The organism is Maribacter sp. MS6 (assembly GCF_056839185.1).
This window is the reverse complement of sequence record NZ_CM166389.1, coordinates 3,975,903-3,994,373: the sequence shown is the minus strand read 5'-3', so window position 1 is coordinate 3,994,373 and position 18,471 is coordinate 3,975,903. Positions and strand designations below refer to the sequence as shown.

Genomic DNA, 18,471 nt, shown 5'->3' with positions numbered 1-18,471 from the left:
AAATATGTAGTGTGTAACGCTATTCGTCTTCGAATATGGATGAAGAATACTTCTCTTGTCCACTAGAATTCATAGCTTCCAACAATCGAAAATCACCTTCGGGAATGTCCTCTTTCCCTACATAAGTATAAGCAATCTTGTGGGCCGATTTGCTTTTACCTCCACGGTTGGAGACCACATAGGCCATTCCTTTTTGCGGAGCCAATTGCAGGGCAAAATCATCTTCTGAACTATTCACCGAACCTCCCATATTAATGGCCAGACCAACACTTCTTTGCGATACTTGTACAGAATACACATCCAAACCTCCATAACCTTTATGACCCTCGGAGGCAAAGACCAAAGTATTATCTTCCATAACCTTTGGATACATGTCGTTACGCTCTGTATTTACTTTTTCTCCTAGGTTTTTAGCGGTTCCTATTCCTCCATTACTACGAATAGAGGTTACATAAATATCAAATTCTCCGAAGGTACCTGGCATGTTCGATGCAAAGAAAAGGCGTTTTCCATCAGGGGATATGGCAGGATGCACCGCAGAAAACTCCTTTGGACATAAAGCAAGTTCCCGTACAGTTTTCCATTTGCCCTTTACTTTATCCGCTCTATACACCTTATGAACTGGTTCTTTTTTTGAAAAGATTCCAGTTGATGGCTTTACGAAAACAGTTTTACTATAATAGGCTGTTTGACCGTCTCTGGTTAATGATATGGGAGCTTCATAGTCCAACTTGTTTTTACCGTCCGCAACCTCTTTGAGAAAGTCAGGATCTACATTTTTATCCTTTGCGGCAAGTTCTTCTTTCTCCAGCACCAAATTCAACGGCTTGAACCTGTCCCTGAAAGAAACACTACTCTTTTTTGGAGAAGCTTGGGTCATTTGGTAATCGGCACGAACCAACTCCGTCCAGTTCTCATCTACTTCTTCTTCGGCAGTATTGATGCTGCCCAGCTTAGATACGGCATGATCGTATCGCTTTTGATAGGAGCTTTCCAATATTCCATCCTCGCTTAAATCGATTAACCGATCATACCAAAAAAGTGCTTGTTCATAGTTTTCAGATAAAAAATGTGCGTTTCCTAAGTCTTGGTAAACTTCCTTTTCCGAGTAGCCCATGGATTTCAACTGTTTGAAATTTTCCATTCGCTTTACCGTAGCATCCATTTTGTGTTTGTCAATAGATGCATAAGCAGTTCTTTGTGCATTCAAGGCCATACAGCATAATACTGTAAAGCATCCAACCGAGACTTTTTGATGTAAAAGATTTCTCATGATATTAAGATTTTGGGTTTAGACTTCAAAGTTGAACAAAGATTTTTACCCAATACTTAACAAAAATTCATAGGTTTTTGGTGTTTTTACCGATTATCGATGAGAATTCAGGATTTTTAGATACCTAATGATGAAGAAAATAAAAAAAACAGGGGAGGTAATGAAAAGACAGATAATACCCTTTGATAATTGCAATCAACGGAAACCAATACTATTAATTGTGCTTTTATGGACAAGTGGTAACAATTTTGCGATAAAATGCAAAAACACAGTCAAAATAGAAATCGAAAAGCACCAACTGTTTTTAACAGGAGTTTACATGTGAGACAAATAAATTGGAAATTCGTTCAAACCACCTAAACCATAAAGCAAAAGAAATGGCTTAGGTGATTCAAGTCACCAGTACTCCAAATACTTACCTAAACGCTTTACTTCGCCTTTTTTACTCCCAATTTCAAAAGAATGGTTTCTAACAAGCACCATTTTGTAAAGGCAGATTGTATTAAATTAACCCCTATAAATACGGTAAACCATAACCAGTTTATACTAACGTATGCAGATAATACAACGCTAATCAACACCATAGTACCTACGATTACTCTAAAATATGTATTTAACATGTTTTCTATTTATTTAAAATTAAATTGATTTTTCTATTGGTACCACGACCGCCTTTATAGGATTGTTGGTTTCCAGATTACCATTAAACTCCTCAATACCCTTAAAAATGGCATCAATATTTTCATCCTGCGTAAAGGAAAAGAACAAGCTAGATTCCACCCCGCTTTTTTGGCTAGGGAACCAGCTGGATGTTCGCACCATGGAGGTCGGGTTTTTATAACCATCAATATCCGAACCACTAAAGCTCTCAATATTCGCCTCTTTAAAAAGTCGTAGGAGATCTTTCTGGAACTCTTCTACAACGGTTACAATCAGTAGTTTCATTATTATTTTTTTATTTTTCAAGGTTTCAATTGTCAGGCTCAAAACATGGATTCAACAACTCGTATAAAATCCATCAGCTCCTATGCTCACTACCCAAACAAATAATACTCACATTTTTTATTTACTCGTTTTTCAACTGCAAATTGTTTATTCCGCTTCTCTTTGTACTTCTTTCTCCGGATACTTCTTCCTTTCAATCATATAATAGACCAATGGTACCACCAAGAGGGTCAACACCGTTGATACTATGGTACCTCCCATGAGTGATATGGCCAAACCTTGGAAAATAGGATCAAAAAGGATGACAAAAGCACCAATTACTACGGTTCCTGCGGTTAACAGAATTGGAGTTGTTCGCACGGCACCTGCTTCAATGGCAGCTTGCTTCAGCGGTATACCATCTGCCAATCGTAAATTGATAAAGTCGATCAACAATACGGAGTTCCGCACCATGATACCGGCCAAGGCAATCATACCTATAAAGGATGTTGCCGTAAAAAAGGCGCCCATGATCCAGTGTCCCAGAACGATACCGATCAATGACAGAGGAATCGCCACCATCATCACAATGGGGGCCTTAAAGTTCTGGAACCATCCTACTATTAAAATATAGATTAGGATAATGGCTCCCAAAAATGCAATTCCGAGATCTCGGAATACCTCTAAAGTTATCTGCCACTCACCATCCCATTTAACCGTAAAATTGTCTTCAAAATCAGGCTGACCTAAATATAACTCTTGAATTTCGTAGCCCTTAGGTAAAGAAATCTCTTTCAACTTCTCCTCCATACCCAATATAGCGTATGCCGGACTCTCCAATTCACCTGCCATATCTGCCAAGACATACACTACGCGCTTTTGATTTTTTCTGTAAATGCTCTTTGCGCTGGTGGTTTCTTGTATAGCTACTAAATCTGCAATAGGAACCATAGAACCCATTTTAGAAGCTATTTTTAACTGACTAATATCGTTAATCGTAGATTTCTCCTTTTCATCCAATGCCAAGATCAACCCTATTTGCTGGGTGGCATCGGCATCATATAAGGTAGTAATAGGACGGTTGCTCAATGCCATATTCATAGTATGGGCGATCTGCATTGGTGCTACTCCGTACAGCATAGCCTTTTCCTTATCAATGGTAAACTGATACTCCTTTTGATCAGCTTCCACCATCCAATCGATATCCACCACATCATCGGTATTTTTTAGAATACCTTGAATTTCATCTGCAATCCGCATTTGCTCTTCATAATCCGGCCCATACACCTCAGCTACAATGGTAGACAACACAGGTGGTCCTGGCGGAACTTCCACCAATTTCACATTGGCATTGTACTTCTCGGCAATACGCTGTATTTCCGGACGCAATAGTTTTGCTATATCATGGCTTTGGGCGCTACGCTCTCCCTTATCTACCAAATTCACTTGAATATCGGCCATATTGCTACCACCACGCAAATCATAATGCCTAACCAGACCATTAAAGGTAATCGGTGCAGAAGTGCCCACATAATTCTGATAGTTGACCACTTCCGGTCGGGTAGCTAGATATTGAGCAATTTCCTTTGCCACAACTCCCGTGCGTTCCAATGTAGTGCCTTCGGGCATATCGATTACCACTTGAAATTCGTTTTTATTATCAAACGGCAACATTTTCACCGCTACCGATTTTGTGAAGAACAACACCATGGATCCCATCAATAAAAGGAACGTACCTCCCAAGAATAACCATCGTTTTTTAGAATTCTCGATCAAGGGGCGCTCAAATCTATCGTACATTCTATAGATAAGGGTATCTTCCAAAGGCTTTTCCACTTTTTCCGGTTGTCCTTTTTTATCCTTTTCACGTAAAAAGATATAACCTAAATAGGGAGTTATGGTCAGTGCAACAAATAAAGATAAAATCATAGCGATAGATGCTCCTATAGGCATAGGTGCCATATAGGGGCCCATTAAGCCAGACACGAAAGCCATAGGCAGTACCGATGCAATTACCGTGAACGTAGCTAAGATAGTAGGGTTACCCACTTCATTAATGGCATAAAGTGCCGCTTGCTTAAAAGGCAGCCGTTTCATCTTAAAATGCCGGTGCATGTTCTCTGCTATAATAATGGAGTCATCCACCACAATACCTGTAACAAATACCAAAGCAAAAAGTGTTATTCTGTTTAAGGTATAATCTAGCATGTAGTAACTCAGCAAGGTCAATGCAAACGTAATGGGTACAGATAAAAATACCACAAGTCCGCCACGCCATCCCATGGCCAACATCACCACAAAAGTCACTGCCATGATGGACCCTATAAGGTGCAATAATAGTTCCGATACCTTATGGGAAGCAGTTTCCCCGTAATTACGGGTGACCTCCACATGTACATCGTCCGGAATCAAGGTGGTACGCAGATGGTCTACCTTATCTATAATTACTTCTGCAATATTCATGGCATCCGCACCCTTTCTTTTGGCCACGGAAATCGTCACCGCCGGATATTCCGACTTGTACTCGGCAGCCTTTTCACTTGCCTGTCCAAAACCTAGGCTCACATAATCCTTTGGAACCTCTGGACCATCTATAATCTGTGCAACCTGTTTTAGGTAAATAGGTCTATTTTGCTGTACGCCTACTACAAGATTCTCTACGTCAGTAACCGTTGCCAGAAAGTTCCCCGTGGTTACCAGGAATTCGGTATCGTTCTTATCAAAACTGCCCGAACTTAATTGCGCATTGTTCGCCTGTATCATTTCGGCCACCGTTAAAAAGTCCAGTCCGCTGGCCGCTAACTTTTCCTTATCCATCACCACGCTCAACTGGCGGTCCTGCCCCCCTATTTTATGGGTTACGGCCACATCGTTCACCTTCTTGATCTCGCTCTCCAACTCCTGTGCCATCTGGCCCAACTGGTAACTATCGTAGTTTTCGCTCCAAAGTGTCAAACCTAACATAGGCACATCATCAATGGCACGCGTTTTCACCAAAGGAAAAGTTACCCCTTTCGGCATTTGGTCCATGTGCTTGTTGATCTCGTTGTACAACTTCACAAAAGAGCGCTCAATATCTTCGCCAACATAAAACTGTACAATGACCATCCCCTGTTCCTTCATGGATGTCGAATACACATATTCGACCCCTTTAATATTACTGATCAATTGCTCTAATGGCTTTATGACACGCGACTCCACCTCGGTCGGACTCGCACCGGGATAACCAACAAAAATATCTGCCATAGGCACATCTATCTGTGGTTCCTCCTCACGTGGTATCAGAAATGAACTGTATACCCCAATGACCATGAAAACGATCATTAAAAGCACCGTTAATTTACTGCTTATGAACATCTTGGCAATCTTGCCTGCTATTCCTTCCTTCATGTTTTTTATAGTATTAGTTGGGCGTTCGGGCGGGCTTTACACTCTTACTCCTCGGCAACTATCGTTGTCTGTGGGGTAACCGTTGCAATCCCTAACGCAAGCTTTTTATTGAATTGAAATGTTTGCGCCGTTATAGAGTTTACCCTCGGATTTAATGATATACTGCTCATCAGCAGATAGGCCCGAGAGCACTTCTACCTCATCTCCAATGGTTCTGCCCAAACGCAACCAGCGCAACAAGGCGGTGTTACTTTGGCTTACGGTATAAACGCCGCTCAATTGGCCATTTTCGACTACAGCTTCCAAGGGAATTAGTATAGCACTTGAACCTTCTTTTCTTTCTATCGGGAACTGCACTGTAGCATACATCCCGGAAAGTACATTCGCATCGGTTTCTTCCAAGACCACCTTAACCATATACTGTCCGCCCGTATTCTTTGCCGAAGTACTAATTTCTGTAACCGTACCCTTAACTACTTTGTCCAATGCTTTAATTAAAATAGCTACTTTACTATTATTTGAAATACCCAATATCTCAGATTCCGGAACCATAGCCATAACCTGAAAATTTCCAGGAGCTTCTACCTCCAATAAAGGCATTCCCGGGTTTGCCATATCTCCAGCTTTTATGAATTTATTCGTTACAACACCACTAAAAGGGGCGCGAATATTGGCATAGGACAATTGGGCGTTTACCTCGTTTTTCATTTCTTTGGCAGCGTTCAAACGTGCTTTGGACATTTCGTAACTAGCCGTAATATCATCCAGCTCCTTTTGCGAGGCGCTATTTTCATTAAAAAGTGCAGTAAACCGTTCAAAGTCTTTTTTGGCATTGTTGAAAGCTGCCTGCGCTTCGGTGATACCTGCATTCACTTGTGCCAATTTTGCCGCAACATCTGTATTATTTATGCTTAGTAGCAGTTGTCCGTTGGTAACCTTGTCGCCCATATCCACATAGATTTTATCTACGTAACCCATCATACGGGTACTTATATTAGCGCTATTAATAGCTTCGATTTTTCCGCTGACCGATAAAAAATTGGTGTCCGTATTTTGCGAAGTGGTCCTAACTTCAACAGAAACTGTTGGGCTTGTGTTGGTCGTCGCTTTCGATTCTTTATCGCCACAACTTGTAGCAAAAATGACTATCCCTAAGCTCAGTGCGATTATATGTTTTCTATTCTTCATTGTATTGTTGGTATTAAGCGTCTTGTGCAATGTATGTAGTGATTGTTTTTTGTTCATAACTAAAGTATTCTCTTATTGGTAGTTAGGGCGACGTCAAAAACTGAACATAGGCCAGCGCATAATTATGCTGAAAAATGGTGGCATAATATTCCAATTGTTTTTGGGCATATTGTGTTTCTGCCATTAAGAGATCCGTTGTTTTTTCCAAGCCCTGTTCAAAGCGATTTGTCCGTATCCGTAACGATTCCAAAGATTGCTCTAAGGAAAGAGCAGTGAGTTCCAAATTATTTTGGGCGTCTTGTAGCATGCGCATGGCCCTGTTCAGCTCTACCTGACTTTTTGTTTTATACTGTTCTAGTTCTAATTTTGATTTTTCAAACTCCGCTTTACTTTTCTGCGCCTTCCCAAAACGCTTGGAACCCTCAAGAATGTTCCATTTTAATTCCGCCCCAAAAAGATATCCATCCGAAGCGCCTTGAAAAATTTCGTCATCGTGCAGTTCATACCTTCCAAAAGCGTTTAAACGAGGTAAGAAAGTCATCTTATCAGCTTTGTGTATTTGTTCGTAAGCTTGGCTGGCAGCCTCCATAGCTTGGATATCACTTCTGTTGTCGGTAACGGTTTCCATAGCTTGCACCTCGGTTTCCACGGGCCATATCATTAATGTGTCCGATGGTTTCAACAGTGCATAAGTACTATCGTTCATCAACACAGATAACTGGTTACTTGCATTTAGCACGCCGCTTTCCGCATACTGCAATTGGTTTTCAATTTCGGCAACCCTAACGTTTACGGCCAAAATATCCGACTTTTGAAGATACCCCTGTTCAAAACTATTCATGGCTATACGCTGATTTTCTAGGGCTGTTTCTTTTACCTTTTGCAATACGTCCAGCGTTTTATAGGCCAGCTGTAATTGCATGTACGCTTTGTCTACTTCTAACGTAATATATTGCTCCTTACGAACAGATTGTAACTCCGTTGCCCTTAATTTGGCTTTGGCAGCTTTACGCTGATATATTCCATCAAAATTTAACAAGGGTTGTTCTATTGTAATTCGCGTGGCATAATCCTCTATTTGTCTAGGGTCATTAAGCAAAGTAGGATTAAAGTCATTGGCGGTTAAAATGGACTGGTTTAATTTAGAGCCAAACGCCATTAACGGATTTGTTGTGGCAATGCCCGTATGGCTAATACCTATATTTGGCAGAATGACCGCGTTGGTCTGCCTAAAGTCTCCTTGTGCAGCCATTATATCGCTTTCGGCCATTTTAAGAGTAGTATTGCCATCCTTCATTTTTACAAGAACCTCATCCTTGGTAATCCATTGTGGTTCCTGTGCCTTTGCCCATTGAAAGGCGGTTAAGAAACAGATTAATAAAAAGTATCGCTTCATTTGTTTTCAATATTTAACTACAAAATTACGCTTGCTCTTTGGGCCGTACAGTAACCAATGTTACCGAAGGGAAAGTATTTATATGAAAAGGATGATGAGGTTTACCAAAAAAAAATAGCGGAATATTGGGCACACCCCCAGCATCGGAAATACTAGTTCTAAAATAGATAATACCTTGAATTCGGTTTTTAGTACACCATTCCAATGAATTCATACGAATAGCTAATTTATTTTCCATCCTTGATTCATCGTAGACATTTGAATAGCATCGACTGCTCAGCGTTGAAGCTCATTCACTTTTAAATCCAGAGCAACAAAAAAGGCACCCTGTTTCACCAAGATGCCTTTTTAAAACAACCAACCAAAATTTTTATACGTTACTTAATTTTTTATAGATACAATAAAGGTATTGAAAATGCTATCTCCTATTGATCCGCCTTAAAACTTCCTATTCTAGGGCTTTGAGCAAGTAAGCATGTGTCGCTTCAGCATAACCCTAATATAGCAATGGCTCCTATAATTACACATGGCGCTTTTTTAATATATTCCCTTTTTGCTTATTATTCAGCTACTTTACGTGTACCACCATGTCCGCCAGCGACGATAACCAAAATTTTTAGGCTCAACCAAACGAACTTAAAAAATTGAACTATGGGATTCATCATAAAAAAACGTTTCGACTTTGATATTCTTCTCATAACAAATTATTTTGTTTCTAGTGTCTGTTTTTGTGTTTACAAATCCGCTACGAAGCCAGAGTTTAAATATTCAGATTTGAACCTTAAGACTGAAACCTACTCCGGTATCAACCACCAAAAAGGTTTCATTTTTGCTTTATACATAAACGCATAGTGCAGGGCCAGTTTAAGCCAATGTCCTGCCAATCCTATTTCGCCAAAGGTCTTTCCCAATTGGCGCCCGTGTGTATCAGGATACTTCTTAAAATCAGGTACTATAGGAAATGTGGTAATACTAATACCACTACCCTTGGTCATACCATAACCGGCAGATGCAATACAGGCAGCTCCCATATTCCCCATAGAGCCTTTATGATGCAGCTCTTTCTTTCCCTTAATAGTATCTATGATATTATCGGCCACTAGTTTTGCCGTAATACCCGAAGGCATTCCCGTACGCGGTGGTGCAGGCGAAATTACCGTGCCGTTCTTACTGACCCTTGGTTTGGAAATGGCATGTGGTGGCGCAAAAGCAATACCCGGGGCAAATATGTTAGGATAGGAAGGATTCTGGTAGGTTTCCGGCCAATCCTGTACGCTCCACTCCTCATAAGGTTTAGGCGTATAATCGGCATCTACGATCATAAAACCTTTAAACAATTTTTCTGTTATGTCCTGATTGTTTTTGTCAAAAGCCTTAAAACCATGACCTGAAAAAGCCGGTATTAACATGGCAAAATCATAGGTTTCCGAATCGTATTCGCCATCCAAGGTTTCATAATGTGCCAACCCATCCTCTATTTTGTTGACACCGGCTCCAATAATCCATTTAATCCCACGGTCTTCAAAGACCATCTCAACCATTTCACTGGATTTCATAATGTTGCTACCATAGCTGAGCAACATGCCATCCATACCAAAATCTCCCAACTCTGGCTCATTGGCAATCCATGTAAGCTCTGCCATATCCCGAACCTTATGCCTTCTCAACTCCTGCTCCACGTTCAGAATATACTCAAATGCAGCACCTTGACAGGTAGATTTTCCATGTCCAGTCCCAATAAGGATTTTCGTCTTTTTGCCTTGCTTCATTTGCTGTATGAGATCGTTCAAAGCGCCCCATGCGTGTTCCGCGTGGCCATATGTACATACCGAATATGCTTTATTGGTACCGGGATCAAGCCCCTCGGTCATATCAAAAGCCAACTTGGGACCGGTTGCATTGATCAGGTAATCATAGGTTACCTTTTCAGTACTGCCTTTTTTCTCACCCACAACATACGAAACGTTCACATAAGGTTTTGCAGTTTCCGCATCACCTTCTGGATGAAAAGTGGTCACCTTGGCCTGTTTATAACCTATCCCCTTTTTCTTGTACAAGGGTTCCAAAGGGAACAGAATCTCTTCAGATTTCATTCTACCGATACCTACCCAAATATTGGAAGGTATCCATTGGTAATTGCTATTGGGAGAAACCACCACCACTTCATGTTCCTTACCTAGTTTTCTGCGTAGGTGGGCGGCGGCAACATGACCAGAAATACCGGCTCCAAGGATGACTATTTTTGACATTTTATTAGTTTTAAATGTGAAGCTAATCCAACTTAAGGAAGTGCAAAATGATATTCGTCACTAGATTTTAAACATCATTCTTACACTTATGATAAAGTTCAGGCTTATCAACGGTGCCTACAGCAACTTTTGTTACACAAGAAATTAAAACCTATCAATTTTAGAGTGCTAATCCTTAAGAAGGGTGTGATTTAGGCTTTATCACTATTAGAAATTAGATAAGTACTATCCGTTGTAGCTATTTCAAACAACAAACGGAAGGTTTGACCTTCGAGGTTTCGGTGGCTGCTGGGTCGTAAAGCCGGCTTTCAACTACAAAATCAAATTCAAATTCAAATTCAAATTCAAATTAATAAAATCGAATAATCGTTAAAGTATCATACTAGGCTGTTCGCAATTATTTCAGAAACAAGGGTAAGCGCACAATAGTTATCCCTAGTTTTGCAGCTTTAAAATTTAGAATATGATTTCAGTCGATAATTTAGAGGTTTCCTTCAGCGGTTCTACGCTATTTAGCGGCGTTTCTTTCGTGATCAATCCAACCGACAAAATTGCCTTAATGGGTAAGAACGGTGCCGGCAAATCTACCATGATGAAAATTATTGCGGGCGAACAAAAGACCAATAGTGGTCATGTACGCGCGCCAAAAGATGCGGTTATTGCCTACTTGCCACAACATTTGTTAACGGAAGACAATTGTACCGTTTTTGAGGAAGCGGCCAAGGCCTTTAGCCATGTATTTGAAATGCGTGACGAAATGGAAAAATTAAACAAAGAACTCGAAACCAGAACGGATTATGAAAGCGATGCCTACATGGGCATTATTGAAAAGGTTTCCGATCTGGGCGAAAAGTATTATGCCCTCGAAGACGTAAATTACGATGCCGAGGTAGAAAAAGCCTTAAAAGGACTGGGTTTTAAACAAGAGGATTTTATCCGGCAGACCAAGGAATTCAGTGGTGGCTGGCGTATGCGTATAGAACTGGTAAAAATTCTGTTACAAAAACCGGATCTTATCCTATTGGACGAACCTACCAACCATATTGATATAGAATCCGTAATCTGGTTGGAGGATTTTTTAATCAATAAGGCGAATGCCGTTATGGTCATTTCGCACGATAGGGCGTTTATTGACAATATTACCAATAGGACAATTGAAGTGACCATGGGCCGCATCTACGATTACAAGGCCAAATATACCCATTACCTGCAATTGCGAGAAGATCGCCGTTCTCATCAAATTAAAGCCTACCAAGAGCAACAGAAATTTATTGCGGACAATATGGCGTTTATAGAACGGTTTAAAGGCACGTATTCCAAAACCAATCAAGTAACATCGCGTGAGCGGATGCTAGAGAAGTTAGAAATTATTGAGATAGATGAGATTGACACATCTTCTTTAAAACTTCGTTTTCCACCAGCACCCAGGTCTGGCGATTATCCCGTAACAGTTACCGATGTTTCCAAATCGTACGGAGATAATGTGGTGTTCAAGAATGCGAACATGTCCATTTCGCGAGGTGAGAAAGTGTCTTTTGTAGGACGTAACGGTGAAGGAAAATCGACCATGCTCAAGGCAATATTAGGCGAGATTCCTGTAGAAGGCACCTGCCAGTTGGGGCATAATGTAAAAGTGGGCTACTTTGCCCAAAACCAAGCGGCATTATTAGATACGGAACTCACTATTTTTCAGACCGTGGATGAGGTTGCCTATGGCGATATCCGCACCCAGATAAAAAATATTTTGGGCAGGTTTATGTTCAGTGGAGAGGATATCGACAAAAAAGTAGGCATGCTTTCCGGAGGAGAAAAAACCCGTTTGGCCATGGTAAAATTATTACTGGAACCGGTTAACCTGCTAATTTTAGATGAGCCTACCAACCATTTGGATCTAAAATCCAAGGATGTGCTCAAAGAGGCACTTTCTACCTTTGATGGCACCTTAATACTGGTATCCCACGATCGCGATTTTTTGCAAGGGTTATCTGAAAAAGTATTTGAATTTAAGGAACAACGGGTCATAGAACATTTTGAGACCATAGATGCCTTTTTAGAACGAAACAGGATAAAAAGCATTGCCGAAATCAACCTGATGAAATAAGGACAAGAAACTACTTTTTAATGACAACTATTAATTTTAAGTATTAACGTTGCTTGCATAGGATGATTCCTCCTTACCATAACTATCAACAAGCTGTAACAATCTGGTAGCATACCCTAGCAGGCAACAAAAGAGCACCTGGGGATATTTTATCGAGCTCCTGCTTAAAAAATACATTAGGAAGGGTTCCGTAGGTAAATAAATCCTCGGCATATCTTTAAATTTCAAAAATCTTTGATTCAAAAAAAATTAAGGCATTAATGCATAACCCTGAAGTTGATAATTTGCTAGGACCGTCATAGCCGATAGGGCTAACTTCGTGTTGGGGTTTAAATCTTCTGCAGTGTATCCTCGTGAAGCAGTCGCTTGAGCACATACAAAGAGCGCTACTCCATATTCATTTAGTAATTTCAGCAGTTCGTTATTGGGATTGGCTTTTTGGTATTTCTCTTGATACTTTTCATCGTTTAAGGTAATGAATGTAGCACCTCCATGAATGGCGGCAACTATATGTATGTTATCCTTAGGAACGTTTGCTGCCCCTAGCATATTGATTACCCTTGCAATTTTCCATATTCCAATGTTAACACCATCCATTTCCCGCTCACCCGTGATATCGAAAACTAACTTATATTCCAAGGCTGTGTCAGGTTGCACGGCAACATCTTCAAATTGTTTTATTTTGCCATACCCTTCTATTACAGGGGTTGTCCATTCTTGAGCCGTCAAAAGACTTGTTACCATAAGCAAGCAAAAAAGAGTTGTAAATTTGGTCATAGTGCTGTTTTATTTGGATTTTATAAAACTAAATTAGATGAGATAAATCTGTACTAAAATACTGTTTTCTATCCTTTTAAAAAGCACCTTGTTATTTTAAATTTGTGTTTTATCTGTGCTACAGTCATCAATAAGGCTAAAAGGTTAATTTAGCAGTGTATTTATTTAGATGTCAAATTTTCCGATAGCACAAACACACAATCATTCATGCAAGAGGTTCGGCTTCTTTATCGTAAACTAGTATTGCTTATACTAAGCGTATTTGCCTTGCTACTCTTTTTATTTATCTCTGGGCCCTACTTCAATTCGGATCTATTGCCTCCAGCGAGCGACAAACTGGTTGAAACGGTAACGAATTGGCAACCTAAAAATGTGCTTTCCGAGCTATCCAGTATGCCCCCTTTAGTAAAACAAGGCTATTTTTTAATTACCGAAACATCAAAAAATATGGGGCCTATGGTCATTGATACGACCAAGCAATTTACAGGAAACAACCTCGCCTGTACCAATTGCCATTTAAAAGCTGGGACTCAGGCTGGTTCGGCATCTTGGGTAGGGGTTACAGATCGATTTCCACAATTTGGAGGGCGTTCAAATACCATAGGTACTATCGAAGACCGTATTAACGGATGTATTGAGCGAAGTATGAACGGTACAAAACTACCCTTGGAATCAAAAGAAATAAAAGCTATCGTTGCGTTCATGGAATGGTTGGGTGAAGGAATTCCAGAAGAAAGAAAAAAGGAATTTAAAGGCTACGCTCCAATAAAGATTCCCAATACCGCTGTTAATCTCGAAAGAGGAAAGATTGTATATACCCAAGAGTGTGCGCTATGCCACAAGGAAAATGGTGAGGGTATTCGCCATATTGATGCGAGTAAAGGATATCAGTATCCACCCTTGTGGGGAGCTGATAGCTATAATGATGGTGCCGGTATGAATAGGGTAATCACTTCAGCCGAATTTATAAAAGGAAATATGCCATTTGGTCAAGCCACATGGGACAATCCGAAATTAACCGACGAGCAGGCATTCAATGTTGCCGGGTACATTAATAGCTTTGATAGGCCCAAAAAGAAAAATAAAGAAGAGGATTATCCCGATAAAAAATTAAAGCCGGTTTCTACCCCTTACGGTCCCTGGGTGGACGATTTCTCGCCAGAACAACATAAATACGGTCCCTTTTTACCGATTTTTGAATACTACAAAGAGAAATACGATATCATCAAAACCAAATAAGACTGATGCGTAACCCATTATATTTATTGCTGCTAATTCCTCTTTTTGTTGTTTCTCAAGAATCCGATGAGACTGAAGCCATGGGAACGTTTAGCGGACAATGGAGAACGTATTATATGAATACCTTAAACAAAGGCGATTTAAAAGACTTCCGCGCCTTAGCCACTGGGGGCAAAATCAAATATCACTATAAATTTAATAATCGGTTTGAACTGGGTGCTGCATTGTACAACACCACTAATTTGGGAATACAGGACTTACAAGAGCCCGACGCTACTACGGGAAGAATAAGCCGATATGAAGAGGGGCTGTTCGATCGGCTTGATTTGGCCAACGAATCCGTTTTTTTACTAGGGGAACTCTATGCTTCGTACACTTTTAAAAAAAATACTTTTAAGTTGGGAAGAATCAAAATTAACACGCCACTAATCAATCCTCAAGATGGTAGAATGATTCCTACCTTGGTACAGGGTTTCTGGTATAAATACGAGATAAAAAAGGGCAGTATAGTGCAACTTGGCGTATTAAATCAAATAGCGCCACGCTCAACCGGGAAATTTTTTGGAATCGGCGAAAGTATTGGTACCTACCCTGTAGGACGCAATGCCTCGGGACAGCCTAGTCAGTATTTTGGCAATACGGTTTCCGACTATATTATATTATTGAATTCGAACCTAAAAATTACGGATAAGCTACAACTCAATCTTTGGAATCAATTTGTAGACAATATAGCGAACAACTTCTATCTAAAACCTACATTTAACTGGACTAAAAACTTTAGCATTGCGATGGAGTGGCTACACCAAAATAAAATTGGCGACGGTGGCAATGCCATTGAATCCCTTCGTTATTTTGATAATAACTCAGCGGATATTCTAGGTATTAAATTTGATTTTGGGTGGAAGAATTCTTCAATTTCTTTGGGCTACAATAGAATATTACCTCATGGGCAATTTATTTCCCCAAGGGAATGGGGGCGCGAGGACCTTTTTAGTTTTCAAAAACGTGAGCGTAGTGAAGGTACGGCAGACAACCATGCCTTGGTTTTTCACTTTAATACTACGCTGCCCTTAATTAAGGACAATGCTCAAATAGTTTCTACGTGGAGCATTGGACGACACTGGAAACCATCGGTACTTGATGCTGTTTTAAATAAATATGCCGTGCCGGACTACACGCATCTGAATCTGGACCTATTCTTTAATTTTAAAAAACTAAAACACCTTAAACCAGAATTGTTGATTACCTCAAAAATTGCCAATGGTGATGTTCCGGATAATCCAAATTTCTTCTTTAACAAAGCAGATCTGGTACATATAGATTTGATTTTGAACTATAATTTCTAACCAACCAAAAACTACGATCAAAAAAAATCCCTAAAGTCCATACTAAAGAGATTTTTTTTATTGAGCTAGTTAATTTCTTTTGAAAAAAGAATTATACGTTCTTTCCCTTCATCATTTTATTCCAATACAAATAAGGTAGTCCATATTTCTTTAACATCCACAAACGCCAATGTTCCTTTGAGGAATCAAAAACTAGCATCTGTTTCAGTTTTGGATCAGGTGTAAAGTTATTTTTATAGTCGAATTCTGCCAAAACCATTTTTCCATAATCCGTCACTAGCGGACAAGATGAATAACCATTATACTCCTTGGTGCCCATTTGGTTCTTGTTTATCAACACGTTGATATTGTCTACCACAATCGGGACTTGTTTACGTATGGCCGCACCAGTTTTAGCCGTGGGCAAAGCTGCCACATCACCAAGACCAAAAATATTGGAGAACCTATTGTGCTGCATTGTCTGGTGATTAACATCTACCCAGCCAGCATCGTTTACCAAAACAGACTCCCGAACAAATCTTGGGGCTACGGAAGGGGGTGCCGTATGTATCATGTCGTAATGTATGCCGTACCGGTCGCCATCCTTAGTAACCTTAACATCCTTGTAATTGTATTGAAAAGATTCGTCAAGCTCCAGTTCTTCAGCTTGGTCACCGGTAATGACAACACAACCTCCTGCATTAATCTCCTTGCCCATTTCGTACCAAGCAATCTGCTTTTCTGCATCAACTTCTACCAATTTATGGTGAAAACGAAGGTTGATATCTTTTCTATCGACCACCTCCATCAACGTTTTTGCGATTTCCTTAACCCCAAAAATGACCGTACCACCAGTTGCAAAAACCACATCTGTTTTTTCGCGAACACCACTTTTTCTAAACTGACTTTCGGCCAAATACATTATTTTTTGTGGTGCACCGCCACATTTTATAGGAGTAGTAGGTTGTGTAAATAGTGCGGTGCCGCCCTTGAAATTTTTAATTACCTCCCATGTATGTTTAGGGTTCGTATAATTGCTACAAACAATCCCCTTATCCATGGCATCACCAAGTCCTGGCACTAGGCTAAAATCATAGGTTAAGCCAGGTGCGACCACTAAATAATCGTACGTAATAGTGCCGTTGCTTTTAGTTGAGACTGCGTTGTTCTCAGGATTTAATCCATCGGCATAGTCCTTTATCCACTTTACACCCTTGGGCATGACCTCAGCCATGGGTTTGGCCGTTTTGTCAAAATCGTAAGTACCTGCCCCGACCAGCGTCCATGCAGGCTGGTAATAATGTGTATCGGCCGGTTCTATCAGGCCAATGTCGTAGTTCTTGTCTTTTTTCAATAATTGAGCCGCGACCATGATACCCGCCGTACCGCCACCAATAATCAAAATTTGATGATGTGATTTCATTTTAGCTATTTTCTGGTTGATTTCTTAAAAATAGTCGAATGGTTTTGCGAATACAGTAACATTTGTTACAAAGCTTTTGAAAACTTGGAAACAAGGCATCAAAAAAGGTCTATCCCAAAAATGGGATAGATCTTTATTAATTTATTAAGCCAAAGAAATTACTTCTTCAATTTGCATGAATTTATTCCAAAAAGGGTGTAAAGCGGACAAAAGCTGACGAAACTAGTTAATAAAAAAACGGCGGCCAATGCTAAAAGTACATATGCCAAGGTGCCATCGATAACTTTAAAATAGTACAAACCTACAGCGGCCATTGCTACAATAATACGAATTATGCGGTCAGTTCCGCCCATGTTTTTTTTCATAATTATATTTTATTTGTTTTTATTCCCTAGCTTCTACCGACCCAAGAGTTAGGGGTGATTGGTAAAAGAGGATTATATGGTTACTTGTACATTCGATAATCAGGTTAAAGCTTACTTGAAAGTAGTGAAAAAAATCAATCTAAAATAAAATCTACCGCCAATTGAGCGTGTAAATCTGTGGTAGATAGCAAGGTGATTTCGACGTCCTCCTGTTTGATCAACAAGGGCAACTCAGTGCAGCCTAAAATGATTCCTTGGGCACCACGTTTTATCAGCATACTAATCTGGTCAAGAAAAAAGTCTTTGGCCTTTTCGGTAAACTGGCCTTGTGTCAACTCCTTGGAAACATAATCGTGCGCCATTGAAATGCTATGTGTTTCGGGAACTAGTGTTTCGATACCATATTTTTTCATCAAAACATTGGGAATAAATCCTTTAGTCATGGTTGGCCGGTTACCCAATAATCCTAATTTTTTGAGTCCCAGTCTTGCAGCTTCCTTTCCTGTGGCATCGGCAATATGTAAAATGGGAATGTCGATTTTTGGCTGGACAAAATCATAAGCCATATGCGGCGTATTGGCACAGATAACAATTCCTTTTGCACCTGCTTTCTGGAGTTTTTGGGCGACATCCAAATAGGTAGTATTTATTCTATCCACATTTTGTTCGCGCATAACTTCAATGTTTATACTATGGATAATCATAGGCGGATTGCCCCGCGTACCAATTTGCTTTCCCACCAACTCATTGATCAAACGATAATAGACGATTGTTGAATGCCATGATGTACCACCAATTAGTCCTAGTGTTTTCATGTCTAT

General features: G+C 40.1%; 16 protein-coding genes. 3 read left to right on the top strand and 13 right to left on the bottom strand.

Going from position 1 to position 18,471, the window contains the following annotated elements; translation table 11 throughout:
* Positions 1-19 precede the first annotated feature (19 nt).
* The 9 genes from MS6x_RS17440 to MS6x_RS17400 all read right to left on the bottom strand — a co-directional run bounded on the left by MS6x_RS17440 (position 20) and on the right by MS6x_RS17400 (position 10,420).
* Positions 20-1,273 carry a cell envelope biogenesis protein OmpA gene (locus tag MS6x_RS17440; RefSeq protein ID WP_482603866.1) on the bottom strand — a complete coding sequence of 418 codons (1,254 nt, stop codon included), beginning with the start codon at positions 1,271-1,273 and terminating at the stop codon, positions 20-22.
* A 428-nt stretch (positions 1,274-1,701) separates the two neighbouring features.
* The gene (locus tag MS6x_RS17435; RefSeq protein WP_482603864.1) at positions 1,702-1,893 is read right to left on the bottom strand and encodes a YgaP family membrane protein; all 192 of its coding nucleotides are present in this window, start codon (positions 1,891-1,893) and stop codon (positions 1,702-1,704) included.
* Positions 1,894-1,912: 19 nt separating this feature from the next.
* Positions 1,913-2,218 carry a hypothetical protein gene (locus tag MS6x_RS17430; RefSeq protein ID WP_482603862.1) on the bottom strand — a complete coding sequence of 102 codons (306 nt, stop codon included), beginning with the start codon at positions 2,216-2,218 and terminating at the stop codon, positions 1,913-1,915.
* Between the two features lie 147 nt (positions 2,219-2,365).
* Complete coding sequence (locus MS6x_RS17425) at positions 2,366-5,587, bottom strand: efflux RND transporter permease subunit (protein ID WP_482603860.1); 3,222 nt, start codon at positions 5,585-5,587, stop codon at positions 2,366-2,368.
* Positions 5,588-5,692: 105 nt separating this feature from the next.
* Positions 5,693-6,775: an efflux RND transporter periplasmic adaptor subunit gene (locus MS6x_RS17420; protein WP_482603859.1), complete on the bottom strand. Its 1,083-nt coding sequence runs from the start codon at positions 6,773-6,775 to the stop codon at positions 5,693-5,695.
* 82 nt (positions 6,776-6,857) lie between these two features.
* On the bottom strand, positions 6,858-8,171 hold the full coding sequence (locus MS6x_RS17415; protein ID WP_482603857.1) for a TolC family protein: 1,314 nt from the start codon (positions 8,169-8,171) through the stop codon (positions 6,858-6,860).
* Between the two features lie 25 nt (positions 8,172-8,196).
* Complete coding sequence (locus MS6x_RS17410; RefSeq protein ID WP_482603856.1) at positions 8,197-8,409, bottom strand: hypothetical protein; 213 nt, start codon at positions 8,407-8,409, stop codon at positions 8,197-8,199.
* A gap of 322 nt (positions 8,410-8,731) precedes the next feature.
* Complete coding sequence (locus MS6x_RS17405; protein WP_482603854.1) at positions 8,732-8,869, bottom strand: hypothetical protein; 138 nt, start codon at positions 8,867-8,869, stop codon at positions 8,732-8,734.
* A gap of 96 nt (positions 8,870-8,965) precedes the next feature.
* Positions 8,966-10,420: an NAD(P)/FAD-dependent oxidoreductase gene (locus MS6x_RS17400; RefSeq protein ID WP_482603853.1), complete on the bottom strand. Its 1,455-nt coding sequence runs from the start codon at positions 10,418-10,420 to the stop codon at positions 8,966-8,968.
* Positions 10,421-10,883: 463 nt separating this feature from the next.
* Between MS6x_RS17400 and MS6x_RS17395 the strand changes: the two genes are divergently transcribed.
* Entirely contained in the window at positions 10,884-12,521 is a 1,638-nt protein-coding gene (locus MS6x_RS17395) for an ABC-F family ATP-binding cassette domain-containing protein (RefSeq protein WP_482603851.1), read from the top strand.
* A 249-nt stretch (positions 12,522-12,770) separates the two neighbouring features.
* On the opposite strand, the gene MS6x_RS17390 is transcribed toward MS6x_RS17395, so the two are convergent.
* Positions 12,771-13,298: a DsrE family protein gene (locus tag MS6x_RS17390; RefSeq protein ID WP_482603850.1), complete on the bottom strand. Its 528-nt coding sequence runs from the start codon at positions 13,296-13,298 to the stop codon at positions 12,771-12,773.
* Positions 13,299-13,565: 267 nt separating this feature from the next.
* Here MS6x_RS17390 and MS6x_RS17385 point away from each other — a divergent pair, with 267 nt between their 5' ends.
* Positions 13,566-14,537, top strand: coding sequence for a c-type cytochrome (locus tag MS6x_RS17385; protein ID WP_482603848.1), 972 nt, complete (start codon positions 13,566-13,568; stop codon positions 14,535-14,537).
* 5 nt (positions 14,538-14,542) lie between these two features.
* Positions 14,543-15,883 carry an OprD family outer membrane porin gene (locus MS6x_RS17380; protein ID WP_482603847.1) on the top strand — a complete coding sequence of 447 codons (1,341 nt, stop codon included), beginning with the start codon at positions 14,543-14,545 and terminating at the stop codon, positions 15,881-15,883.
* 91 nt (positions 15,884-15,974) lie between these two features.
* On the opposite strand, the gene MS6x_RS17375 is transcribed toward MS6x_RS17380, so the two are convergent.
* The 3 genes from MS6x_RS17375 to MS6x_RS17365 all read right to left on the bottom strand — a co-directional run bounded on the left by MS6x_RS17375 (position 15,975) and on the right by MS6x_RS17365 (position 18,465).
* Positions 15,975-17,285: an NAD(P)/FAD-dependent oxidoreductase gene (locus MS6x_RS17375; protein ID WP_482603846.1), complete on the bottom strand. Its 1,311-nt coding sequence runs from the start codon at positions 17,283-17,285 to the stop codon at positions 15,975-15,977.
* 158 nt (positions 17,286-17,443) lie between these two features.
* Complete coding sequence (locus tag MS6x_RS17370; RefSeq protein ID WP_482603845.1) at positions 17,444-17,650, bottom strand: YgaP family membrane protein; 207 nt, start codon at positions 17,648-17,650, stop codon at positions 17,444-17,446.
* Positions 17,651-17,784: 134 nt separating this feature from the next.
* Positions 17,785-18,465 carry an aspartate/glutamate racemase family protein gene (locus tag MS6x_RS17365; RefSeq protein WP_482603843.1) on the bottom strand — a complete coding sequence of 227 codons (681 nt, stop codon included), beginning with the start codon at positions 18,463-18,465 and terminating at the stop codon, positions 17,785-17,787.
* Positions 18,466-18,471 lie beyond the last annotated feature (6 nt).